This window comes from Catenulispora sp. EB89 (assembly GCF_041261445.1).
Taxonomy (GTDB): domain Bacteria; phylum Actinomycetota; class Actinomycetes; order Streptomycetales; family Catenulisporaceae; genus Catenulispora.
In genome coordinates this window covers 1-23,960 of sequence record NZ_JBGCCU010000054.1, presented here as the reverse complement: position 1 = coordinate 23,960, position 23,960 = coordinate 1, and the positions used below count along the sequence as shown (strand labels likewise).

Sequence of the window (23,960 nt, the reverse complement as noted above, 5' to 3'; positions counted from 1 at the left end):
CAACCTCGGACTCCACCACACCAGCACAGGATGGGCCCTGCCCAAGGCGTGAAAACGCCACGACCAGAACCCAAGATTTTCATCAGCCTTCTAGGCGCGTTCCGCGCGCTTGTCCCGCCGCTCGGCCGCGAGCTCCTTCCGGACCTGCTTCGCGCGGTCCGGGCTCCGGCGCGAGGTGATGACGCGGCGGACGCCGTAGCTGAACGAGGCGGTCTTCACCAGCGGGCCGCCGGCGACCGCGCCCGCGGCGGCGCTCACCGCCGCGACGTTGTCCGTCACGGTCTGGAGGTTCTCGGTGATGGCGGCGACCTTCGCCATGCCGGCGTTGCCGGTGAGGGCGGCCTGTTCTGCCTGTTCGAGCAGGGGGAGGGCGGTGGCGGTCAGGGTGGTCAGGGTGCCCTTGATCGTGAGGAGCAGTTCCGTGACGCGCATCAGGACCAGGGCCAGGAAGCACGTGCCGATCACCACGAAGACGGCGAAGACCAGGCCGACGATCTGGGCCCCGGACATGTCGTAACTCCCGTCGCCGAACCTGCCGCGCCTGCCGAAGGAGGCTGGCTCGCAGCTTAGAGGCTAGCGTCCACACGCGCCCGGAGGCGGCTAATCCCCGCCGGTCGGCGTGTCGGGCGGTGAGCCGTTGGCGGACCGCCGGGCAGCCGTCACTCTTCCGTAAGGCCGGAATGCCCGTTTTCGGCGCGCCGCGCCCGGGCCCGCTCCCTAGCCTGACAGTCATGAAGGCGTTCCCCTCCAAGCTCCGCAGCCCGAGACTGACCAGCCAGCTCGGGCTGTGGCTGGGCGCCATGTTCGGGGTCTGTTTCCTCACCGGCTTCATCAGCCACGAGATCCAGCACCCGGCGTCCTGGTTCTGGTGGCCGGCCCGGCCGGTGTGGCTGTACCGCGTCACCCAGGGCGTGCATGTCGCCACCGGTCTGGCCTCGATCCCGCTGCTCGCGGCCAAGCTCTGGGCGGTCTTCCCGCGGCTGCTCAACCTGCCGACGGTCAAGAAGTGGACCCAGGTCAAGGACTGGGCCCAGCTGATCGAGCGCGTCAGCGTCCTGGTACTGGTGGCCGCCGCGCTCGTGCAGGTGGTCTCCGGCGTTCTGAACATCGCGCGCTGGTACGCCGCGATGGGCTTCTTCTTCACCGTCCTGCACTACTGGACCGCCTGGGTCGCCCTCGGCGCGCTGCTCGTCCACGTCGGCGTGAAGCTGCCGGTGATCCGGCGCGCGCTGTCGGCGCCGATCCGGCCGCTGCGCCAGCCGCCGACCGGTCTGACCCGGCGTGGCCTGCTCGGCACCATCGCCGCGACCTCCGCGGTGGTGACGGTGGCGACGGTGGGGGAGACGGTACGGCCGCTCGCGGGGGTGTCGGTGCTCGCCGACCGCGATCCGCGCGTCGGGCCGCAGGGGCTGCCGGTGAATGCCTCCGCGCAGGCGGCCGGCGTGCGGGCCGCGGCCGCCGATCCCGCCTGGCGGCTGGAGGTGACCGGGCCGACCGGTACCGTCCGGCTCAGCATCGACGACCTCGCCGCGATGAAACAGACCACCGCCACGCTTCCGATTTCCTGCGTCGAGGGCTGGAGCTCCAGCGCCGACTGGACCGGCGTCCCGCTGCGCGATTTGGTCGCGCTCGTCGGCGGTGACCACGGCAGCCAGGTCACGGCGGTCTCGCTCCAGCAGTACAGCGCCTACGCGACCTCGATCGTCGACCCGCCGCATGCCCGAGACCCGCACACCCTGATCGCCCTGCGGCTGCGCGGCGAGCCGCTGCACGTCGACCACGGCTACCCGTGCCGCCTCATCGCGCCGGACCGCCCCGGCGTCCTGCAGACCAAGTGGCTTTCGCGGCTGCTCGTGGGGAGTCCGTCATGAAGATCCCGAAGCCCGACATGAGTGGTACGGCCTGGGCCCGGCGGCTGTTGGTCGCCGCAGGCGTCGCGATGATCGCCTTCGCGCTGTTCGGCGGCGGCGCGGCGAGCCTGAGCACTTCGCCCTACCTGAAGTTCGTCCTGAAGGTGACGCTGGCAGTTCTCGTCCTTGCGCTGCCGCTGACCCTCGCGGCCGGGTGGCTGATCGGAAAAGTCGTGCCGGTCGTGGTGCGCCCGATCGTGCAAGGGGCCTGCATCGCCACCGCGCTGATCGTCGCGATCGCGCTGCCCGCGGTCCTGGGCCGGGGACGCGACGCCACCATGCCCTCCGCGCTGCCCCGCAACTACGCCACCGGTCTGTGGACCGTCCTGGCCGTCGTCTGGGCGGCCGCCATCGTGCTGATCGTCGTACGGATCGTGCGACGCCGAACCCATCCCTGACAGGAGCGCTTCCCATGAGCGACCAGCAGCCCATCGACGTCTTCGCCGCCGCCGACCTCGGCGACGGCGACGCGAAGACCATCCCGGCCAAGGTCACCGGCTGGTCGGACGCGATCACCGTGTTCCGCGACGGCGACGACTTCTACGCCCTCGACGACACCTGCCCGCACGAGAAGGCCTCGCTCGGCGAGGGCTGGCTGGAGAACGGCGAGATCGAGTGCCCGCTGCACCAGAGCCGGTTCAGCCTCAAGACCGGCGTCGTGACCTGCCTGCCGGCGACCCGGAACGCGCGCACGCACCGCGTCGAGGTCGTGGACGGCCGGGTACTGCTGACGCCGGGCCTGGCGCCGACCGACGCCGCGTGAGCGAGGTGAGCTCCGAGCCCAGGCACCCAGAGCCCAGGCACCCCGAACCTCGGCACCCCGAGCCCAGTCACCCCGAACCCCGACACGTCGCGGTCATCGGCGCGGGCCTCGCAGCGGTGAGCTTGTGCGCGTCCCTGCGCGCCGGCGGCTACACCGGCCGCCTCACCGTCCTCGGCGACGAACCCTGCCACCCCTACGACCGCCCGCCGCTGAGCAAGCAGTTCCTCGCCGGTGACCGCGGCATCGCCGAGATCGCCGTGCAACCCGCGCAGTGGTACCCGGATCAGGGCATCGACATGCGGCTGGGCATCCCGGTCGCGGCCCTGGACGCCGACACCGGGCGCGTCGAACTCGCCGACGGCTCGGCGCTCGCCGCCGACGTCCTGGTCCTCGCGACCGGCGGCCGGGCCCGGCGCCTGACGGCCCCCGGCAGCCAGGCGGCCATGGTGCTCCGCACCCGCGCCGACGCCGAGGCGCTGCGCGCGCGCCTGGTCCCGGGGGCGCGCGTATTGATCGCCGGGGCCGGGCTGATCGGCGCGGAGGTCGCCGCGACGGCCACCCACCGGGGCTGCCACGTCACGCTCGTCGATCCGAACCCGCTGCCCATGGAACAGGTGCTCGGACCGCAGGCCGCCCGCGCGCTGCACGCCCAGCACGCCGCGCACGGCGTCACCGTCATCCGCGGCGGGGTGTTCGCCGTCGAGCCGGGGAAGGTGACGCTCTCCACCGGCGACAGTGTGCCCGCGGACCTGGTCATGGCGGGCATCGGCATCGTGCCGAACGTCGAGCTGGCCCAAGACGCCGGCCTTGACGTCGACAACGGCGTCCTGGTCGACGCCGGCATGCGCAGCAGCGCCCCGGGCGTCTACGCGATCGGGGACATCGCGCGGGTCGACGGCAGCGCACACAGATCAGAGCACTGGGACAACGCCCGCCGCACTGCCGACGCCGCGGCCCGCTCGATCCTCGGGCTGCCTCCGGAGGCGTGGCGCGCGCCGTGGTTCTGGACCGACCGCTACGGCACGCACCTGGAGATGACAGGGCTCTACGATCCCGCCGCCGAGGCCGTGCCGCGCGGCGACATCGCGGCCGGGGCCGGGTCGGTGTTCTACGTCCGCGACGGCCGCTGCGTCGGCGCGGTGTCCCTGGACCGTCCGCTGGACATCCGCGCCGCTCAGCGCATGATCGACCGGGACGTCCCGGTGCGGGCCGAGCGGTTGGCGGACGAGGGGACGGACCTGCGCAAGCTGCTGACGAACATCCGTTCCGATGCCCCGGGAGGGTGAATCAGGGTACGTTGACGGCGGCTTCTCAAGTTCACGGCGGGAAGTGATTGACCGCACCCGATCCGGTACATACGGTGCGCATGTGACGATTCCTACCGAACCCATCGGCAGCCTCCCGCGCTCCCCGGAGCTCCTGAACGCCCTGACCTCGCACGCCAAAGGCGCGCTGCCGGACTCGGCCCTGGCCGAGCTGCAGGACCGGGCCGTCGCCGAGACCATCCGCCGGCTCGAAGAGCTGGGCTCCCCGGTGGTCACCGACGGCGAGCAGGCCAAGCCGAGTTTCGCCACCTACCCGATCGCCGGCCTGAAGACGCTGGACCCGGACGGGGTGGTCATCCCGTTCGCCGACGGCCACCAGCGGCAGCTGCCGGTGCTGACCGCCGGGCCGTTCCGCTACCAGACCAACGCCGAGACGTACCTGCGGGCCGCCCAGCGGCACGCGACCAAGCCGGTGAAGCAGGCCGTGATCGCCGCCTCCGCGTTGAGCCTGCTCTACCCGCCGGCCGGGATCGCGGGGTATCAGCAGTCGCAGTTCGTCTCCGACCTCGTGGACCAGGCCGAGGCCGACATCCGCGGCTGCCTGGACGCCGGGGCGCACGTCGTGCAGCTGGACTTCACCGAGGGCCGGCTCTCGCTCAAGCTCGACCCCAGCGGCGGCGTGCTCAAGCAGTTCATCGACCTCAACAACCAGGTGCTGGACCGCTTCACCGAGGCCGAGCGCGCGCGGATCGGCGTGCACACCTGCCCCGGCGGCGACCAGGACTCCACGCACAGCCTGGACGTCGACTACGCGGGCCTGCTGCCGGACCTGTTCCAGCTGCGCGCCGGGAACTTCTATCTCCAGCTGGCCAGCGAGGCCGATCCCGAGCGGGTGCTGAGCATCGCCGCCGAGCAGATGCGGCCCGGGGTGCGGGTGTTCGTCGGCGTGACCGATCCCATCGACCCGGCCGTCGAGACGCCGGAGCAGGTGCGCGACCGGGTGCTGGCCGCGGCCCGGCACATCCCGGTCGACCGGCTGGGGACCTGCGACGACTGCGGGTTCTCGCCGTTCGCCGACGACACGTCCACCTCGCGGGAGACGGCGTTCGCCAAGGTCGGTGCGCGCGTGCAGGGTACTGCGATGGCCGCGGAGGCGCTGGGGGTCTGACCCTGCGACAGGCGCGGGCCATATTTGCGGTGACCGTCCGAGAGAGGGCCGCGGCCCGCGCCTGTGTGTTCGTCTCTTTGTTACCCGCGCTTGAAGCGCACAGTAGCTGAGTCAGTACTCGTAGACCTGCACTCTTAGTGCTCCGGTCCTCTCCCGTTCTTCAGCCATTCAGCCGTTTCCAGGCTGAGCGTCACGCGCCGGGCCTAGGTTCCTTGCGGCGCCACCTGAACGCTGGCTGAAAGAGGAGCGCATGGACACCACCGTCGCGGTACGAGGCCTGGAGATCACCAAGCCCTTCCGCGACGCCGCGGCCCTTGATCACGCCGTTGTGAGCGCGGTTCTCGGGGCCCCAGTGGGTCGGTCCGTGGCGGCACTCGGCGATGTCCCCGCCGGTGTCGCGGTACGCGAATCCGCTCCCTCGGCCCCGCCGATGTTCCGAACCCGCTGTGGCAGATCGGCGGCTCCGCCGACCTGCGTCCTACCCAGTGAAGGAATACCTCGATGCAAGTAACGCGCCGCAAGGTGCAGAAGGCGACCGCCTTCGAGCGCTCCGCCGGTCTGGCCCGCCACCGGCTGTCCAAGGTGGCGGTCGTGGCCCTCGGGCTGGTCGTGACCGGGGCCGGCGTCGGCTCGGCCTCGACCCGGCAGTTCGGCCACGAGCAGGTCGGCCAGCTCACCAACAAGGGCGAGGTCATCGCCAGCGACCAGACCATCAACCCGATCGGCACCCGCCTGGTGGTGAACCAGGGCAAGATCATGGGCGCCACGGTCAGCCCGGACGGCACGCACGTGGCCGCCACCGTCGCCGACGGCACCGGCTGCCTGGTCATCATCGACCTGCGCAGCTACCAGGTGGAGCAGGTGATCGGCAAGGGCGCGGGCGTCAACCTGGCGATCAGCGGCAACGACGTCGGCCAGACCTCGCCGACGTACTCGCCCGACGGCAAGTCGCTGTGGATCGGCCGGGCCAACGGCTACACCAAGTTCACCGTCGGCTTCGGCGGCATCCTGTCGAACCCGGTGGACGTGAACATCCCGGCCTCCGGCTCGCAGCAGGCGCTGTCGGCCAAGGCGGTCTTCTCCGCCGACAGCTCGACCGTCTACGCGGCGATCAACGGTCAGAACCGGGTCGTGGCGATCGACGCCGCCTCCGGGACCGTCACCCAGAGCTGGACCACCGGCACCGCCCCGCGCGGCATGGTGCTGGTCGGCGGCAAGCTCTACGTCAGCAACGAGGGCGGCCGCGCGGCTGTCCCCGGCGACACGACGATCAACTCCTACGGCACCCAGGTGCCGGCGAACCCGGCCACCGGCGCCTCCACCACCGGCACGGTCAGCGTCATCGACACCGCGAACCCGTCGGCCGCCGTCGGCAGCATCGCCGTGGGCACGCACCCGACCGCCGTGTATGCCTCCGGCACCACGATCTTCGTGGCGAACACCACCGCGAACACGGTCTCGGTGATCGACGCCAAGAAGGACAAGGTCGTCCAGACCATCGCGACCCAGCCCTGGCCCGAGGCCTCGGTCGGCTACGAGCCCGACGCCATCGCCCTGACCCCGGACGGCCACCTGCTGGTCAGCCTGGGCCGGGCCAACGCGGTCGCGGTGTACCACTTCACCTCCGCCGCGCAGCCGGCCAGCTACCTGGGCCTGCTGCCGACCGACTACTTCCCGGCCGACGTGGCCTCGGTCGGCAACCAGATCGTGGTCGCGAACACCCGCGGCGTCGACGCGCTGCGTCCGACCGTCGCGGCCGGCCACAACACGCACGACACCACCAGCAGCCTGACCCGCTTCAAGCTGCCCACCGACCAGCAGATCCGGGCCTACACCGGCAAGGTCTTCTCCTACAACGGCTGGACCCCCGGCTCGGTGAAGTACGCCGCCAACGGCCAGGACGCGCAGACCGCGCAGGACGCCGCCAAGCACGCCGTGCCGGTCCCGGCGAAGATCGGCGACCCCTCGACGATCAAGCACGTGTTCCTGATCGTCAAGGAGAACCGGACCTACGACCAGGTCTTCGGCGACCTGCCGCAGGGCAACGGCGACTCCACGCTGACCCAGTACGGCGAGGCCGTCACCCCGAACGAGCACGCCCTGGCGCAGCAGTTCGGCCTGTACGACAACTTCTACGACACCGGCACGAACTCCGCCGAGGGCCACAACTGGCTGATGCAGGCGGACGACCCGGAGTACACCGAGTCCTCCGCCGGCGAGTACACCCGCAGCTACGACACCGAGGACGACGTCCTGGGCCACCAGGAGTCGGGCTTCATCTGGACCGGGGCGCAGGCCGCGGGCAAGAGCGTCAAGGACTACGGCGAGTTCCAGTCGCAGGACATCCAGCCGGCCGGCGCGTCCTGGCAGAACTACTACTGCGACGCGCAGACCATGGCCGCCACCGGCGCGCCGAGCCAGTACCCGATCACCGCCGTCTCGCCGATCCCGTCGCTGAGCGCGGTGTCGGTGCCGGGCTTCCCGCGCTTCGACCTGACCGTGCCGGACGTGTACAAGGCGCAGGTCTGGAAGCAGGACTTCGAGAAGAACGGCCCGGCCGCCCTGAACATGATGTGGCTGTCCAACGACCACACCGGCGGCCCGGTGACCCCGCCGGCCGGCGTGGCCGACAACGACCTGGCGGTCGGCCAGATCGTGGACACCATCTCGCACAGCCCGTACTGGAAGGACTCGGCCATCTTCGTGGTCGAGGACGACTCCCAGGCCGGCCTGGACCACGTGGACGGCCACCGGGCGCCGGTGGAGGTCATCAGCCCCTACGCCAACCACGCCACGGTCGACAGCCACTACTACTCGCAGATCACGATGGTCCGCACCATCGAGCAGATCCTCGGCATCCACCCGATGAACCAGCTCGACGCCGCGGCCACCCCGATGACCACGGCCTTCACCTCGAAGCCGAACTTCGCGCCGTACACCGCGGTGCCGAACCAGACGTCGCTGACCCTGGGCCTGCCCCAGCAGCCGGCGTGCGGCCCGAACGTGCCGGCCGGCCAGACCACGTCCTCGGTCGCCAAGGCCGACACCACCGCCACGGCCGTCCCGGCCGCTCAGGCGGCGGTCGCGGCGCAGTGGAAGTCGTGGGCCTCGCTGCAGCACCTGACCGGTGCCGGCGCGATGCCGGACTTCGCGAACCCGGTGCTGATGAACCGGTACACGTACTACCAGACCACCGGGTGGACCAAGGCCTACCCGGGGGACAGCAAGATCCTGGCGCCGAACGATGTTCCGGGTGCGTTCCTGCCCGGCTCGGCGGACAACTGATCCCATCGCTGAACAGCGGTCTGCTTGACGCTTGAGGGGCGCTCGGCCGGTTCTTCCGGCCGGGCGCCTTCAGCGTCGGTGCTCGCGGGCCGGGTCCATGGCACGCCACGCCGGGTGGACGGCGGGGACGAGGGTCACGAGCAGGTAGATTCCTGCGACGGCCAGCAGCGTGGTGTCGAGCCCGGCAGCGCTGACGGAGTAGCCGGCGACGAGCCCGCCGAGCGGAGCCACCAGCAGTGCGGCCGAGGTCATGGCGCCCAGAACGCGGCTGCGCAGCCGTTGTGGAACGGTGTCGTAGACCGTGGCGCTGATGATCGGGTTGAGGCAGCCGCAGGCCAAGCCCTCGACGGCCATCATGAGGGCGAGCGGGACCAGGGTGTGCGTCGAGGCGGCGACGAGGAAGCGCGGCGCGCCGACGATGAGGAACGACACGGCGTAGAGCCACCGGCGCCTGACGCGGTCGCCGTAGGCGCTGTAGAGGAGCGCGCCGGCGAAGGCGAACAGCCCGAACAGGGTTTCGAGCAGTCCGAGCGCGACCGCAGAGCCGAACTTGGTGCGCACGTCGTCGGGCAGCAGCACTGTGCTCCATGCCTGGTCCAAGCCCTGCGCCAGCAGCGCGGTGGCACATATGCCGACCAGCAGCGGCGTGCGCACGACCATGCGGATTCCCTCGACGAGATCGGCGCGGTAGGTGGTGAGGGATATTCGCGCTCTCGGGCTGTCGCAGGCTTCTGTGACGCCGCGCAGCCCCAGGGCGATGGTGCCGGCCGAGACGGCGAACGTGCCGGCATCGACGAACAGGACGCGGCTCGGGCCCAGCGACGTGATCAGCACGCCGCCGAGCGCCGCGCCGAGCATGCTCGCGCAGCGTGCGGCGCCGTCGTAGAGTCCTGCCGCCCGGCCGAGTGCCGTCCTGGAGCGTGCGGCCAGGTCCGGCACGAGTGCGGAGCGCGCCGCGTCGCCGGGCGCGTGGCAGAAGCCTGCGAGACCCATGAGCAGGCACAGTGCCCAGAACCGCAGCTCTCCGGCCGCCTGGAGGAGTGGGATCGTGGCGGTGAAGGCAGCGCTGGAAAGGTCGGAGAGTACGGCGGCGCGGCGCCGGCCGTACCGGTCGATCAGCGGTCCGAGCAGTGCGGACGAGGCGACCACCGGTGCCATCGCGCAGAAGGCGACGATGCCGGCGCGGGTCGCGCTGCCGGTCGTCACCAGGACGAACCACGGGACGCCCAGCTCGGTCAGCGCGTTTCCGGTGACGGAGACGACGTTCGCGGTGAGCAGCGCGAAAAACGACCCTCGATCCCGGCTCCGGCCGGTGGACGGGCCTGAGCGGGCTGGTCGGGGCACGGGTTCGCATCCTGCCAGGCACCGCGAGCCCGGTCGACCGGATTCTGCGACGCCGCGGGCTCAACATCCCTTCTTTGCAAACTCTGTATCAGTTTTTTGCGCAACTCCATCTGAGTATTGCGACACCTGCGCGAAATCTATACGGTGACCCACGCATGGAGAGGAGTTGCGATGAGACCACATCGCCCCACCGTGCGCGGCTTCCTGCCGCGCCTGCTCCCGCTCGCCCTCGTGGTGGCCCCCGTGACCGCACTCGCGGCGCCCCACGACACCGGCCCGGCCGTCGTCAGGACCGCGGCCTCGGTCGGTGCGAGCCAGGGCTTCACCAGCATGGAAGCCGAGACCGGCACGCTGCTCGGCGGGGCCTCGGCGGTGTCGCTGACCGCGCCGCCGACGACGGAGTACTCCAGCGCGGCGCTGGAGGCGTCCGGGCACGGGTACGTGCACCTGGGCTCCACCGGGCAGGGGGTGCAGTGGACGAACACGACGGGAGCCCCGATCAGCTTCCTGAACGTGCGCGTCAGCATCCCCGACGCGCCGTCCGGCGGCGGCATCACGTCCACGCTCGACCTGTACGTCAACGGCGTCTTCCGGCAGGCGCTGAACGTCAACTCCAAGCAGACCTACATCTACGAGGGCACGAACTACAACAACAGCGACGACAAGAACCCCGCCGACGGCGACCCGCGCGTCTTCTGGGACGAGTCGCACACCTTCCTCACCGGCGCCGCGATCGCCCCCGGCAGCACCTTCTCGGTGGTGAAGGACTCCGCGAACAGCGCCTCGTCCTACGACGTGGACGTCGTGGACACCGAGAACCCGCCGGCGCCGATCGCGCAGCCGGCGAACTCGATCTCGATCACCGACTGCGGCGCGGTGGCCGACAACGCCCCGACCAACGGCAGCGCCGATCCGGGGGCCCAGGACAGCACCGCGGCCATCCAGAACTGCATCAACCAGGCGCAGTCGCAGAACAAGACGCTGTGGATCCCGCAGGGCACGTTCTACCTCAAGGGCACGACCGGCCTGCAGGCCGCCGGGATCACGATCGCCGGCGCCGGCATGTGGTACAGCACGATTTACCGTGACGTCCCGCTGCCCAACAGCCAGCCGCTGGCGGCGGTGTTCTCGGTGACCTCGTGCACCGTGCAGAACTTCCACATCGACTCCGACGCCACCAGCCGGGGCACGGCCGGCGGCGACGGCGGCGCGATGGACACCACCGGCACTAACTGGGTCGCCGACGGGATGTGGAACCAGCACACCGAATCAGGGTTCTGGGCGTCCGGGACCGGCGGCACCGTCCGGAACAGCCGGGTCACCAGCGAGTGGGCCGACGGCATCAACCTGAACAACGTCTCGCTGACCGGCACCGTCGGGAACAACCTGACCGCGACCAACAACTTCGTGCGCGGCACCGGCGACGACGCGATGGCGATCAACTCGGTCGCGTACAACGGCTCGACGACGTACACCGCGATGTCGAACGTGACGCTGACGAACAACACGCTGATCGCGCCGTGGGGCGGCAAGGGGATCGGGATCTACGGCGGCTCCGGCCACCACGTGCAGAACAACTACATCAGCGACACGGCCCGCTACATCGGCCTGGGCGCCGGGCGGTTCGGGGTCAACGGCAGCGACCTGCACGGCGCGACCGTGTCCGGCAACGTGGTCGTGCGCTCCGGCGGCGACGCCTACAACCAGGGGCAGCCGGCGTTCCACATCGGCAACGGCGGCGACGGCCAGAACACCGGCGTCGTGGACAGCGTCAACGCCACCGGGAACACGATCACGAACTCGCTCTACGACGGGGTCGGGTTCTCGCAGTCCACGAACAGCACCTTCGCCAACAACACGATCACCTCGCCGTCGCGCAACGGCATCGTGATCCAGCCGCCGTTCTACCCGGCGCCCAGCGGCTCGGCGTCGATCACCGGCAACACGGTCACCGGGCTCGGCAGCGGCCTGCAGCCGTACATCAACAACTCCAGCGGCTTCACCGCGACGGTCAGCGGCAACAGCTGGCAGGGCGGCGGCGGGACGCCCGAGGGGCCGTACGGAGGCACGCCGGCCGCGGTCCCGGGCACGGTGCAGGCTGAGAACTACGACACCGGCGGGGAGGGCGTCGCGTATCACGTGACCTCGACCAACGGCTCCGGCAACGCCTACCGCTCGGACGGCGTGGACCTGGAGGCGACGTCGGACACCGGCGGGGGATACGACCTCGGGTGGACCTCCGGCGGGCAGTGGTTCCGGTACACGGTGAACGTGGCGAGCGCCGGGGCGTACACGGTGAGCTTCCGGGTGGCGGCGCCGTCCGCGGTCACCGGGGCGCTGCACCTGTCGAACGCCTCCGGCACCAACCTGTCCGGCGCGGTGAACATCCCGGCGACCGGCGGCTGGCAGAACTGGACGACGGTGACGGCGACCGTGACGCTGCCGGCCGGACAGCAGGTGCTGACGCTCAACGAGGACAACGGCGGATGGAACGCCAACTACCTGGCGCTGGCGGCGTCCGGCGGCGGGAACCCTCCGCCGAACCCGAACCTGGCGCTGAACCAGCCGGCCACGGCGAGCGGTTCCAACCAGAACTACGTGCCGGCCAACGCCGTGGACGGGAACACCTCGACCTACTGGGAGAGCGCGAACAACGCCTTCCCGCAGTGGTTCCAGGTGGATCTGGGGTCGGCGCACAGCGTCGGGCGGGTGGTCCTGAACCTGCCGCCGGCCAGCGCGTGGAGCACCCGGACCGAGACGATCCTGATCCAGGGCAGCACGGACGGCACGAACTACACGACGCTGGTGCCGTCGCAGGGCTACACGTTCGATCCGAGCACGGGCAACACGGCGAGCGTGACGTTCGGCGCCGCGAGCGTGCGATACCTGAAGCTGACGTTCACAGCGAACACCGGCTGGCCTGCCGGGCAGCTCTCGGAGGCGGGGGTGTACGCGAGCTAGGGTGAGTGCGTGACCGAAATCCACGCCGACCCGGACCAAGCAGTTGCCGGGATCGCCGACGGGTCCACTGTCCTCGTCGGCGGTTTCGGCATGGCCGGGATGCCGGTCGCGCTGATCGACGCGCTGATCCGGCAGGGCGCGAAGGACCTGACGATCGTGTCCAACAACGCCGGCAACGGCGACACCGGGCTCGCCGCGCTGCTGGCGAAGCGGCGGGTGCGGAAGGTGATCTGCTCGTTCCCGCGCCAGTCGGACTCGTACGTGTTCGACGAGCTCTACCGCGCGGGGCTGGTCGAGCTGGAGCTGGTGCCGCAGGGGACGCTGGCCGAGCGGATGCGCGCGGCCGGGGCCGGGATCGGCGCGTTCTTCTGCCCGACCGGCGTGGGGACGCCGCTGGCCGAGGGCAAGGAGACGCGGGTCATCGACGGGCGCGCGTACGTGCTCGAATACCCGATCCGCGGCGACGTCGCGCTGATCGGCGCCCATCGGGCCGACCGGATGGGGAACCTGGTGTACCGGAAGACGGCGCGGAACTTCGGGCCGGTGATGGCCACGGCGGCGGCGCTGGTGGTGGCGCAGGTGCGGGAGGTGGTCGAGGTCGGGGAGCTGGATCCCGAGGCTGTGGTGACGCCGAGTATTTATGTGGACCGGGTGCTGACGGAGGCCGGGCGGTGAGCGCGGAGGACGCCGGCGGGGAGGCTCGCGGGGCCGGCGCGGATGCCGGACGGTCTGGTGCTGATACCGGAGCCGGTGCCGGTGCTGATACCGGAGCTGGTGCCGGTGCCGGTGCCGGTGCCGGTGCTGGTGCTGCGGGTCGCGGCGCTGATTCCGGTCGCGGCAGCGCGAGCGGGCTCGATCGCGGTGGCGCAGCCGTGAGCCGTCCCGCCGCGGGTTCCGAGCGCTGGGCCGCGGATGCCGACCGGCGGAACATGGGTGCCGCGCGTCGTGCCGCGGATGTCGAGCGTGCCGCTGCCAGCGCCGCCTCCGTCCCCGTCCGTCCGGCCCCGGCCGCGCATCCCGGCCCGCTCTCCAAACACGAGATGGCGGCCCTGGTCGCCCGCGACATCCCGGCCGGCGCCTTCGTCAACCTCGGCATCGGCCTGCCGACCCTCGTCGCCGACCACCTCGCCGCCGACTCCGGCGTCGTGCTGCACACCGAGAACGGCATGCTCAACATGGGCCCGGCCGCGCACGGCGCCGACGTCGATCCCGACCTCACCAACGCCGGGAAGGTGCCGGTGACCGAGCTGCCCGGCGCGTCGTACTTCCACCACGCCGACTCGTTCGCGATGATGCGCGGCGGCCACCTCGACTTCTGCGTGCTCGGCGGCTTCCAGGTCTCGGCGGCGGGCGACCTCGCCAACTGGCACACCGGCGAGCCGGACGCGATCCCGGCCGTCGGCGGGGCGATGGACCTGGCGATCGGCGCGCGCCGGGTGTTCGTCATGATGACCCTGTTCACCAAGACCGGGGAGCCCAAGCTGGTGCCGCGCTGCACCTACCCGCTGACCGGCCTGGGATGCGTCGACCGGGTCTACACCGACCACGCGATCCTCGACCTCACGCCGGAGGGCGTCCTCGTCCGCGAGACCTTCGGCCTGACCGTCGACGACCTGGCCAATCTCCTGGAGGTACCGCTCAGATGAGTGCTGAAGGCCCGGTCGGTGCCGACCGGGAGCAGGCCGTGACCGACGAGGTGCTGGCCAGCTTCGCCGGCACCGCCGACCCGCGGCTCCTGGAGATCCTGCGGGCCCTGGTGCGCCATCTGCACGGCTTCGCCCGCGAGGTCCGGCTCGACCAGGGGGAGTGGGAGGCGGCGGTCGACTTCCTCACCCGCGCCGGGCACATCACCGACGACCGGCGCCAGGAGTTCATCCTGCTGTCGGACGTGCTCGGGCTGTCGATGCTGACCGTCGCGATCAACGAGCCGAAGACGCCCGGCGCGACCGAGGCGACGGTCTTCGGCCCCTTCTTCGTCGACGGCGCGCCGGAGGTCCCGCTCGGCGGCGACCTGGCGCGCGGCGCCGCCGGGACGCCGTGCTACGTGTCAGGGCGCGTACTCGCCGCCGGCGGCACGCCGCTGGGCGACGTGTGCGTGGACGTCTGGGGCGCCGACGAGGACGGGTTCTACGACGTCCAGTACCCCGGCGAGCGCTCGGTCGGACGCGGCCGGCTGCACACGGCGCCCGACGGCGCCTTCCGCTTCTGGACCGTCCTGCCGACGCCCTACCCGATCCCGCACGACGGCCCCGTCGGCGACCTGCTCGCCGCCGCCGGCCGCAGCCCGATGCGGCCGGCGCACCTGCACTTCATGGTCACCGCGCCGGGCTATCGGACGCTGATCACGCACATCTTCGTCGCGGGGGATCCGTATCTGGGGTCCGACGCGGTGTTCGGGGTGAAGGACAGCCTGGTGGTCGAGGCCGGGCACCACGACGGAGGGGAGGCGCCGCACGGATCCCGGCGCGAGGGCGCCTGGACCAGTCTGACCTACGACCTGGTGCTGGCCCCCGAGGACGCCGGCTGAGCGGGGCGGTGAGTGTGCCGAGTGCTGGCGTCGGGCTCAGGCTCGCGGCGGCGGTCGGCCCGGCGTCCTCAGCCGCGCGGCCTCAGCCCTCGTCCTCAGCCCTCGTCCTCCGGGAACGTCCGCGCCACGAAGGAACTGATATGACTCCGCATCAGGTTCCTGACCTCCTCGGCGTCCCCGCGCGTCGCCGCGTCCAGGATCGCCCGGTGCTCGGCCGCCTCGTGCTCCCACGACGCCCGCCGCGCCCACGCCGCCGCCGACACCAGCGCGGTCTGGTCGCGCAGGTCGTCCAGCGCCCGCACCAGCAGCGGGTTGCCGCAGCCGAGGTACATCTCGCGGTGGAAGGCGCGGTTGGCCAGCGAGCGCTCCGCGGCGTCGCCGGCCCGGTCGGCCGCTTCCAGGGCGGCGCGCGCCGCCGACCAGTCGGCGCGTCCGGACACGCCGCGTCCGGCGGCGGTCGGCTCCAGCAGCAGGCGCATGTCGTAGATGGAGCGCGCGTGGGCCGGGTCGATCTCGCGGACCGTGGCGCCCTTGTACGGGCTCATCGTCACCAGTCCGGTGCCGGCCAGCGTCTTGAGGGCTTCGCGCACCGGGGTCTTGGACACCCCGAGCTCGGCGGCCAGGTCGGTCTCGACCAGCGCCCGGCCGGGCTTGAGCTCCCCGGTCAGGATCGCGTGCTTGATCGCCTCCAGCACGGCCTCGGTGCGGGACGGGAGCGCGCCGGGGCTCGATCCGGCGGTTCCGAACAGCGCTTCCGGCATGGGGGCTCCTGGCGGGCCGAGGATTCTCAGATCTCAGATATGAGATATCAGGGAAGCGTAGATGGCGCGGGGATCCAGGTCAAGAGAGCTGATCCCTGGCAAGGTGGTGGCCCATGACAGACGCACCGAGCGCGGACGCCGGCGGTTCCGGCGAGTTCGCCGTGCCCGCCGACGAGCGGTACTTCGAGGACTACGAGGTCGGCGCGACCTACGAGTTCGGCACCGTCACGGTGACCGAGCAGGAGATCGTCGGATTCGCCGCGCGGTACGACCCCCAATCCTTCCACGTCGATCCGGCCGCGGCACGGCAGGGGCCGTTCGGCGGGCTGATCGCCAGCGGCTGGCACACCTGTGCGCTGATGATGCGTCTGTTCGCCGAGCACTACCTGCCGACGACCGCGAGCCTGGGCAGCCCCGGGGTGGACGAGCTGCGCTGGCTCAAGCCGGTGCGCCCCGGCGACCGCCTGCGCCTGCGGCTGCGGGTCGTGGAGGCCCGGCGCTCGCGCTCCGACCCGCGGCGCGGGATCGTCCGGACCTTCGCCGAGCTCGTCGACCAGGTCGGCGAGCCGGTGCTGAGCATGACGGTGGTGAGCCTGCTGCTGGCACGCGGCGGTGACCAGGACCTGCCCACGGCGCCGCCTGCCTCTGGATGACCTCTGCGGACATCCCGGCGTGTTCGTCGGTAATCAACCGACTCCACAGAGCAATCTGGGAGATGCGCCCGCACCCCGGATGCCGGTTGCATCGCACAGTGTCATGCGTTCGTCGGCGGGACGGGATGTCCGCCTGTTGCGGTGAGGAAGTTCGGGCTTTGAAAAGACGCAACGTACTGAAGATCGCCGCTGCCGCGAGTACGTCGGCCGGCGCGGGACTGCTGGTGGTCGGCAAGGGCGCGGGGACGTCCGGGGCCGCGGCCGGCCCGGTCGCCCCGGCGGCCGCCGGCGAGGGGGAGGGCTCCGGCGAGCTGATGCCGGGCATGAAGGGCATGGACGGCATTCCCGGCCTGCCGCCGCCGGGCACCCCGGCGCCGCCGCCGGCGGTGCTGACGCCGTTCGTCGACGCGATGCCGCGCCTGGCGGAAGCCGTCCCGGTGTCCTCGACGGCGGACACCGACCACTACGTCACCAGTATCGAGAACAGCTACGCACAGCTCGCGCCGGGCAAGCCGACCGCGGTCACCAGCTACGGCGGGGGCTTCATCGGCCCGATGATCCGGGCCCAGCACGGCCGGAAGGTCTCGGTCACCTACACCAACAACCTGACGGCTCCCGTCGTGGTGCACCTGCACGGCGGGCACGTGCCCTCGCCCAGCGACGGCTTCCCGACCGACGAGCTCGCCGCCGGGGCCTCGCGCACGTACACGTACCCGAACATGCAGCGCGGCGCGACGCTGTGGTACCACGACCACCTCCACATGATGGAGGCGGTCAACGTCTACAACGGCCTGCACGGCGTCTACATCCTGCACGACCCGGCCGAGGACCGGCTGGACCTGCCCAGCGGCCGCTACGACGTCCCGATCTTCCTGCGCGACGCCTACCTGGACGTCGACAACGCGCTCTACTACGACCCGACGCTGACCTGGACGGTGATGCTGGCCAACGGCAAGGCGCGGCCGTACTTCCCGGTCGGGCAGCGGCGCTACCGCTTCCGGCTCATCAACGGCTCCAACCACCGGGTCCTGACGCTCTCGCTGAGCGACGGCACGCCGCTGGTGCAGATCGGCAGCGACGGCGGCTTGCTGCCGGCCCCGTCGGTGGCGCCGCAGCTGGCGCTGACCTCGGCCGAGCGCGGGGAAGTGCTCCTGGACTTCTCCGACTACCCGATGGGCACCCAGCTGTACCTGCAGGACTCGGTGCTGGGGCAGATTCTGCGCTTCGACGTCACCGAGACCTGCCCGCCGGAGCCCCGCAAGGAGGCGCTGCCGGCGACCCTGGCCACGCTGCCGGCGCTGAAGCACCCCACGAACACGCGCGACATCACGCTGTCGCTGTCGGCGGACACCAACTACTTCTACATCAACGGCAGGGTCTTCGACCCGAACTACGTGATGGCCTCGATCCCGGTCGGCACGACCGAGATCTGGCAGGTCACGGACATCTCGGGGTGGGAGCACAACTTCCACATCCACCTGGTGCAGTTCCGGGTCCTGGACATCAACGGCGTGCCCCCGGGGCCGTCGATGCAGGGGCTCAAGGACACGGTGCCGATCCCGGCGAACGGGAGCGTGCGGTTGCAGGCGACGTTCTCGGACTACCCGGGGAAGTACGTGTTCCACTGCCATGTGCTGGAGCACGCTTCGTTCACCGGGATGATGGCGCGGATGGACATCACGGCGTAGCCGGCTGCCGCCGGCGGGCTTTTCGCGGGTCCGGCTCGGTCTTGTTCGGGCCGAGCCGGACCTCGTCGTGCCGGTGATTCCGGGCCCTGATGGTCGCGTGCCCGGTCCTTCCAGGTGAACATCGGGCGCGGCTGGCGTGCGTCCCGCCGCGGATCTCGTAGAGTGGGCTCTCGTAAGGTGTGCGACGCGAGGAGGCCGACGGCTGTCATGAAGTACCTGCTCCTGATCTACGGCAACGAGGAGAAGTGGGCTTCGATCCCGGAGGAGATCCTGGAGGAGGGACGCGCCAAGCAGGACGCCTGGAACAAGCGTTACCAGGGCACCGGCGAGCTGCTCGGGGCCTACGGCCTCGGCGGCGAGAGCGAGGCCTCGCTGGTGCGGACCAAGGACGGCACCCCGTTCACCACCGACGGCCCGTACCTGGAGGCCAAGGAGTTCGTCTGCAGCCTGTACCTCCTGGACGTGGCGTCGGTCGAGCGGGCCCGTGAGATCGCGGCGGAGATGCCGTGGGCGGCCGACACCGGGGTCGAGGTCTGGCCGGTCCTGCACGACGCGTTCGGTGCGGGGCCCGACGGCGGGGCCTGAACCGCGCCGCCCGAATCACGCTGACCGCCGCCCCGGCTCCCACCTCGGAGCCGGGGCGGCGCGCTGTGCGTTCGGCGCTGCGCGCTGTGCGTTGTGCGCACGGCCGGAGATGCCCGATCCCGGCACCCGCACGGACGATATGCAGTGACGCCGTGTGGCGGTCGCGATCTGGACGGAAGCCGGACATGCAGCCTTTCCTTGTCGAGATACCCCGGGCAGGCCTGGACGACCTGCGGCGGAGACTGGCTGCCGGGCGCCGGCCGGCAGCTGGAGAAGCCGTGAGGGCGGTGCGGCGATGACGACCACCGCTGAGGCTTCTGAGCTTTCTGAGACTCCCCAGAGCCTCAAGAGCCTCAAGAGCGAGACGTTCCGCGAGATCGGTGCCCGGTTGAGCAACTGGGGCCGGTGGGGCGTGGCGGACGAGCGCGGGACCGCCAACCTGATCACCCCGGAGCGCCTGGTCGCCGCCGGGAAACTGATCCGGCAGGGGAAGGTGTTCGACCTCGGCATCCCGGTCGCGGCGGACGGTCCGAACGGCACTCACCGGCAGAACCCGCTCCACGTCATGCTCGAGACCGGCCAGGGGCAGCAGATCCCGTGCGGGACCCGCTATTCGGACGACTACATCGCCATGTCGTCGCAGAGTTCGACGCAGTGGGACGCCCTGGCACACGTGTACTACGACGACCGGCTCTACAACGGCTTCGCCGCGTCCTCGATCACGGTGAAGGGTGCCGGACGCTGCTCGATCGACAAGCAGGCCAAGGGGATCGCCGGCCGCGGTGTGCTGCTGGACGTGGCGGCGCTGCACGGCGTCGAGTGGCTGCCCGCCGGGACGGTGATCACGCCGGCCGACCTGGACGCCGCCGCCGAGCGTCAGGGCGGCGTCGAGGTCGGCGCCGGCGACGTTCTGCTGGTGCGGACCGGCTGGCGCCGCAAGTTCCTGACCGAGCACGACTCGGCGCAGTTCCTGGCCGGGGAGCCGGGCCTGGGGATGGGGTGCTGCGAGTGGCTCAAGGAGCGCGACGTGGCAGCGGTCGCCGCCGACAACTGGGCGGTCGAGGTGCTGCCCGGGGAAGTGCCGGGGGAGTTCCTGACCGTGCACCTGGTGCTGATCCGCGACATGGGCATGACGCTCGGCGAGCTGCTGGACCTGGAGGAGCTGGCCGCGGACTGCGAGGCCGACGGGGTGTGGGAGTTCTTCTTCACCGCGCCGCCGCTGAAGGTGACCGGCGGGGTGGGGACGCCGATCAATCCGTTGGCGCTGAAGTGATGGACGCGGTGACTGCTCGCCGGGGCCGGCCGCCGATCCTGATGCGGGGCCGACGGCCGGACCGGGTCGCCGCAAAAGCCGCCGGCGTGCCGTCGGGGCGGACGGCGCGTCGGCGGCAAGGGCAGCGGCTGCGGGCAGGGGCAGTGGCTGCGGCAGGTGTCGCAGGCCTCTGACGGCGCCTACTGCCGGATGGCCCCGGTCGCCGGGTTGAACCGCCCGGCCGGCAGGTTCTTGCCGCGCCGGCGGGCCGAGAACTCCAGGTACCACTGCGCGGCCAGCAGGTTGACGATCCACGCGCCCCAGCTGGTGCCCTCCACCAGGATCTCGGTGTTCACCTGCAGGCCCCAGTGCAGGATCATCATGAAGACGATGCGGCCGTAGGTCGTGAACAGCGCGAGCGAGAAGCTGTAGATCATCCAGCGGCGGTGCTCGGCGTAGCGGCGCAGGCGGGCCTTGCGCCACGCGTACAGCGTGGTGCCCAGCCACAGGACCGCGCCGCAGGCCAGGCCGGTGCTGCCCTGGTTGGCGCGGTGCGGGATCAGCACGAACAGCACGATGAGCGTGGTGGGGATCACCGCGCCGAACACGTACACCCGGCCGACCCAGCGGTGGACTTTCGGGTGCGTGCGCCGCAGGTACGGCCAGACCTGGAGCATCATCGTCACCAGCGCCAGGTTGCCGGTCGCGACGTGCGCGATCAGGAACGCCAGGTGCGGGTGGAAGCCGGGGTCGAGCTGCGCGCGGGAGTCGTTCGGGTCCGTGGTGAAGTAGTGCGGGAACGCGTAGAGCAGGTTGAACAGCACGGTCCCGCCCAGGACGGCGTACCAGGGGTAGTACCGCTTCCACCACGGCCGTTCCGCACGCACCGCGGGCTGCTGATCGGCGTCGGGGTCCTCCGGGGGGTTGATCTGGAGGCCGGTCTGTTGCGTGTTCTGCGACATGCCTGTCCTCGGCTCTCTCACGGCTGGGGGTGCAACGCAGGTTGAGCATCGGACCTGAGAGTCGGCACAGGCATCTTCGTACGTGCCGTGTGGCGCCGGGATAGGTGTCTGGGCCAGTGCCTGGACCGACGCCGAGACCGACGCCGAGACCGGGGCCGAGACCGGGGCCGAGATCGTCGCGCGATCGGAGATCATCGCGACGTTGAGCCGGTTACGTGCGAATCGCCCAGGCTGCGTGCCCGAAACCGGTTTCCGATGTTCTTTCAGAATGCTCATCCTGGCCGGGAACCCGATTTTCGGCGGGAATCGCTGGTTGACTCTCCTGGCGCGGGTCGGCGACGGAAGGTGGGAAACACATGGCCTCAAGCCCTTGGCGCGGCACCGGTCTGGGCACGGTGACCACATTCCTGGCGGCATGGAACAGCTTAGCCGTGCTGGTCTTCCTCGGTCCCCGGCTGCGTGCCTCGGCCGCCGCGCTGGTCGGGATCGCCGCCGCGTTCGACGTCGCCGCCGCGGCGGCCGTGGGCGCCGGCACGGTGTGGAGCAGGCGGGTCGGAAGCCGGGCGGCCCTCGCGTCCGGATCCGCCGCTTTCGCCCTGGCCTCCGCCGGCTGTGCGCTGGTGTCCGCACCGCCGGTGCTGATCGCGGCTCGGGCGGTGCAGGGGATCGCCGCGGCGGTGATGGTCTCCGCGGCGTTCGAGGCGCTGGCCGGGCCGCCGAGGCCGGTCGAGTCAGGGCCCGGTTCGGGAGGCCGCGGTGGCGGTGCCGGTGGGGGTGGCAGTGGCGCAGGCGGCGGCGGGTTCCAGGCCGGTGGGGTCGGTGCGGCGCTGGTCTGCGGGCCCTTATTGGCGGGAGCCGCCGCGACGGTTCACGGCTGGCGGTGGGTGTTCTGGGGGGATGCGATCGCGGGCGCGGCGGTGTGCGCCGTGGTCCTGGTGCGCGGCCGACGTGCGGTTTCGCCTGAGCCCGGACCGACGGCTCGGTCGCGGCCCGAGTCCGAGTCCGGGTCCGGGTCCGGGTCCGGGTCCGATGGCGACGACGGCGCCCCCACCGATCGCGCGCGACCGCCCCGGGACCTGTTCGACCTGCTCGGACTGGCCCTGATCACGGTCGCCGTGGCCGGACCGGTCGCGGCGTTGGACCAGGCCGCGTCCGCGGGCTGGGCGGACATCAGGACCCTGGCTCTGCTGGCGGCCGGGCTGCTGGCGCTGGTGCCGATCCTGGTGTGGCAGACGCCGCTGGGCGCGCTGTACGGCCGGGCGTTCATCGCCGCGCAGGTCGCCGACCTGTGCCTGTTCGCGGCCACGGCGGGCACGCTGTTCCTGCTCGTGCAGTACTTCCATGTCATGGCGGGCTCCGGGCCGCTGGGAGTGGGGCTGCGCATCGTGCCGTGGTCGGCGGCGGTGGCGGTGGTGCTGCCGGTGTCGGCCTCGGTGGACGTCGGCGCGCGCGGCATGCGCAGGCTGATAGCGGCCGGGATGGCGCTGGACGCGATCGGCTTGCTCGGCCTGGCCACCGGGGTTCGCGGTCGCCAGACCGGCTGGTGGCTCGCGGTGTCGCTGGTGGTGAGCGGTGCCGGAGTGGGGCTGGCGATGCCGGCCGCGCGGCGGGCGGCGGTCACCGTGGCCGGGCTGCGGCAGCCCGAGGGGGTCGTCGGCGGCCTCGGTGCGGTGCGCTGGGCCGGCGCCGCACTCGGGATCGCGCTGCTCGGCGCGGTGCTCGTCGCCCGCGGCGGGCTCGGGCCGGGGGGCTTCGGCTCGGCGTCGGCTTCGGGGGCGGCCTCGGCCTCGGCATCGGCTTCGGCCGTCCGTGGCGCGGCTCCGGCGGTGGCCACGGCGGCACTGCTCGCGGCGGTCGGAGCGGCGGCGGCCCTGATGCTGCCGGCCCGGGACCGTCCGCCGATGGCGCCGGTGTTCTCGCGGCCTGATTCGGGCGGGTGAGGCGCGGGGGATCGCCAAGCTCGTGAAACCACGGTCGTGCCGCAGGTCAGGGCTCGGACCGGCATTCGGTGGGAGGACGCGCCGGACGCCGTACCGGGCCCGATTTCGCGTCCGTGACTTTCGCACCTGTGGCTTTCGCGCACATGACTCTTGCGCACGCTGAGAACCTCAGCGTGCGCATCTCTGCGCCTGCGCGCATGGCCCTGCTCCTCGCGGTCATCTCATCGAACCTCGGTTCCCATCGTTCCGGCCGGTCGTGGCGTGCACATATCCGAGATTGCGGCGTCGACCGGTGACCGCACGGCTGCCGCGGGCACATTCAAAGATGCCTCCCGCACGCCCCCGGCGTGACGCTGAGCCCCGGGGTACAGCGTTTTCACAGGAGGACACCATGACCAGCCAGACTCTTACCGAGCAGGACCAGGCCGCCGCGGCCGCGGTCCCGGCCCGCATCATCGAGGCCTGGGCCCGCAACGACGCCGCGGCCTTCGGCGAGATCTTCACCGAGGACGGGACGATGATCCTGCCCGGTGTCTTCCGCCAGGGACGCGACGAGATCACCGCGTTCATGGGGGAGGCGTTCACCACCTTCCTGAAGGGCACCCGCGTGACCGGCGCCCCGATCGCGATCAAGCCGCTGGGCGCCGACACCGTGCTCCTGATCACCGCCGGCGGCGTCCTGCACGACGGCGAGAAGGAAGTCGCCGCCGAGCGCGCCATCCGCGCCTCCTGGCTCCTGGCGCGCCGCGACGGGGAGTGGCTGCTGACGGCCTACCAGAACAGCCCGGCGAACCAGGCCGGCTAGGCCGTGTCTGAGAAGTGGTTCATAGCCAGCCGTTGATGGCTGCGATGGTGACGGTGGCCTGGTAACGGCAGGCGAGCTTGTCGTACCGGGT

General features: G+C 71.3%; 21 protein-coding genes. 17 read left to right on the top strand and 4 right to left on the bottom strand.

Going from position 1 to position 23,960, the window contains the following annotated elements:
• Positions 1-90: 90 nt before the first annotated feature.
• Entirely contained in the window at positions 91-510 is a 420-nt protein-coding gene (locus ABH920_RS49720) for a hypothetical protein (protein WP_370356866.1), read from the bottom strand.
• Between the two features lie 221 nt (positions 511-731).
• Here ABH920_RS49720 and ABH920_RS49715 point away from each other — a divergent pair, with 221 nt between their 5' ends.
• From ABH920_RS49715 to ABH920_RS49690, 6 genes are all read left to right on the top strand, one after another.
• Positions 732-1,871 (top strand): molybdopterin-dependent oxidoreductase, encoded by a 1,140-nt coding sequence (locus ABH920_RS49715; protein WP_370356864.1) that lies wholly within the window; start codon positions 732-734, stop codon positions 1,869-1,871.
• Positions 1,868-2,308, top strand: coding sequence for a hypothetical protein (locus tag ABH920_RS49710; protein ID WP_370356862.1), 441 nt, complete (start codon positions 1,868-1,870; stop codon positions 2,306-2,308). Before ABH920_RS49715 ends, ABH920_RS49710 begins: the two co-directional genes overlap by 4 nt.
• 14 nt (positions 2,309-2,322) lie before the next feature.
• Complete coding sequence (locus ABH920_RS49705; RefSeq protein WP_370356860.1) at positions 2,323-2,673, top strand: non-heme iron oxygenase ferredoxin subunit; 351 nt, start codon at positions 2,323-2,325, stop codon at positions 2,671-2,673.
• Positions 2,674-2,768: 95 nt separating this feature from the next.
• On the top strand, positions 2,769-3,959 hold the full coding sequence (locus tag ABH920_RS49700; RefSeq protein ID WP_370356870.1) for an NAD(P)/FAD-dependent oxidoreductase: 1,191 nt from the start codon (positions 2,769-2,771) through the stop codon (positions 3,957-3,959).
• A gap of 82 nt (positions 3,960-4,041) precedes the next feature.
• The gene (locus ABH920_RS49695) at positions 4,042-5,106 is read left to right on the top strand and encodes a cobalamin-independent methionine synthase II family protein (RefSeq protein ID WP_370356858.1); all 1,065 of its coding nucleotides are present in this window, start codon (positions 4,042-4,044) and stop codon (positions 5,104-5,106) included.
• 501 nt (positions 5,107-5,607) lie between these two features.
• Positions 5,608-8,391 carry an alkaline phosphatase family protein gene (locus ABH920_RS49690; protein WP_370356856.1) on the top strand — a complete coding sequence of 928 codons (2,784 nt, stop codon included), beginning with the start codon at positions 5,608-5,610 and terminating at the stop codon, positions 8,389-8,391.
• 69 nt (positions 8,392-8,460) lie between these two features.
• On the opposite strand, the gene ABH920_RS49685 is transcribed toward ABH920_RS49690, so the two are convergent.
• On the bottom strand, positions 8,461-9,735 hold the full coding sequence (locus ABH920_RS49685) for an MFS transporter (RefSeq protein WP_370356854.1): 1,275 nt from the start codon (positions 9,733-9,735) through the stop codon (positions 8,461-8,463).
• 171 nt (positions 9,736-9,906) lie between these two features.
• Between ABH920_RS49685 and ABH920_RS49680 the strand changes: the two genes are divergently transcribed.
• The 5 genes from ABH920_RS49680 to ABH920_RS49660 all read left to right on the top strand — a co-directional run bounded on the left by ABH920_RS49680 (position 9,907) and on the right by ABH920_RS49660 (position 15,223).
• Positions 9,907-12,696 (top strand): carbohydrate-binding protein, encoded by a 2,790-nt coding sequence (locus tag ABH920_RS49680; RefSeq protein ID WP_370356852.1) that lies wholly within the window; start codon positions 9,907-9,909, stop codon positions 12,694-12,696.
• A gap of 9 nt (positions 12,697-12,705) precedes the next feature.
• Positions 12,706-13,371: a 3-oxoacid CoA-transferase subunit A gene (locus ABH920_RS49675; RefSeq protein WP_370356850.1), complete on the top strand. Its 666-nt coding sequence runs from the start codon at positions 12,706-12,708 to the stop codon at positions 13,369-13,371.
• Between the two features lie 42 nt (positions 13,372-13,413).
• Entirely contained in the window at positions 13,414-13,572 is a 159-nt protein-coding gene (locus tag ABH920_RS49670) for a hypothetical protein (protein ID WP_370356848.1), read from the top strand.
• A gap of 164 nt (positions 13,573-13,736) precedes the next feature.
• Entirely contained in the window at positions 13,737-14,342 is a 606-nt protein-coding gene (locus ABH920_RS49665; RefSeq protein ID WP_370356868.1) for a 3-oxoacid CoA-transferase subunit B, read from the top strand.
• Positions 14,339-15,223, top strand: coding sequence for an intradiol ring-cleavage dioxygenase (locus tag ABH920_RS49660; RefSeq protein ID WP_370356846.1), 885 nt, complete (start codon positions 14,339-14,341; stop codon positions 15,221-15,223). Before ABH920_RS49665 ends, ABH920_RS49660 begins: the two co-directional genes overlap by 4 nt.
• A 95-nt stretch (positions 15,224-15,318) precedes the next feature.
• Here the strand turns inward: ABH920_RS49660 and ABH920_RS49655 are convergent, their stop codons facing one another.
• Positions 15,319-15,984, bottom strand: coding sequence for a GntR family transcriptional regulator (locus tag ABH920_RS49655; RefSeq protein WP_370356844.1), 666 nt, complete (start codon positions 15,982-15,984; stop codon positions 15,319-15,321).
• 113 nt (positions 15,985-16,097) lie between these two features.
• Here ABH920_RS49655 and ABH920_RS49650 point away from each other — a divergent pair, with 113 nt between their 5' ends.
• From ABH920_RS49650 to ABH920_RS49635, 4 genes are all read left to right on the top strand, one after another.
• Positions 16,098-16,637: a MaoC family dehydratase gene (locus ABH920_RS49650; protein ID WP_370356842.1), complete on the top strand. Its 540-nt coding sequence runs from the start codon at positions 16,098-16,100 to the stop codon at positions 16,635-16,637.
• A 158-nt stretch (positions 16,638-16,795) separates the two neighbouring features.
• On the top strand, positions 16,796-18,325 hold the full coding sequence (locus tag ABH920_RS49645) for a multicopper oxidase family protein (RefSeq protein ID WP_370356840.1): 1,530 nt from the start codon (positions 16,796-16,798) through the stop codon (positions 18,323-18,325).
• Positions 18,326-18,532: 207 nt separating this feature from the next.
• Positions 18,533-18,910, top strand: coding sequence for a YciI family protein (locus ABH920_RS49640; protein WP_370356838.1), 378 nt, complete (start codon positions 18,533-18,535; stop codon positions 18,908-18,910).
• Between the two features lie 295 nt (positions 18,911-19,205).
• A complete protein-coding gene (locus tag ABH920_RS49635) occupies positions 19,206-20,183 on the top strand; it encodes a cyclase family protein (protein ID WP_370356836.1) in 978 nt (325 codons plus the stop codon).
• A gap of 179 nt (positions 20,184-20,362) precedes the next feature.
• On the opposite strand, the gene ABH920_RS49630 is transcribed toward ABH920_RS49635, so the two are convergent.
• Positions 20,363-21,124, bottom strand: coding sequence for a DUF2306 domain-containing protein (locus ABH920_RS49630; protein ID WP_370356834.1), 762 nt, complete (start codon positions 21,122-21,124; stop codon positions 20,363-20,365).
• 356 nt (positions 21,125-21,480) lie between these two features.
• Between ABH920_RS49630 and ABH920_RS49625 the strand changes: the two genes are divergently transcribed.
• Both ABH920_RS49625 and ABH920_RS49620 read left to right on the top strand, forming a co-directional pair.
• Positions 21,481-23,064, top strand: coding sequence for an MFS transporter (locus tag ABH920_RS49625; RefSeq protein ID WP_370356832.1), 1,584 nt, complete (start codon positions 21,481-21,483; stop codon positions 23,062-23,064).
• Between the two features lie 391 nt (positions 23,065-23,455).
• Complete coding sequence (locus ABH920_RS49620) at positions 23,456-23,869, top strand: SgcJ/EcaC family oxidoreductase (RefSeq protein WP_370356830.1); 414 nt, start codon at positions 23,456-23,458, stop codon at positions 23,867-23,869.
• Positions 23,870-23,960: the final 91 nt, after the last annotated feature.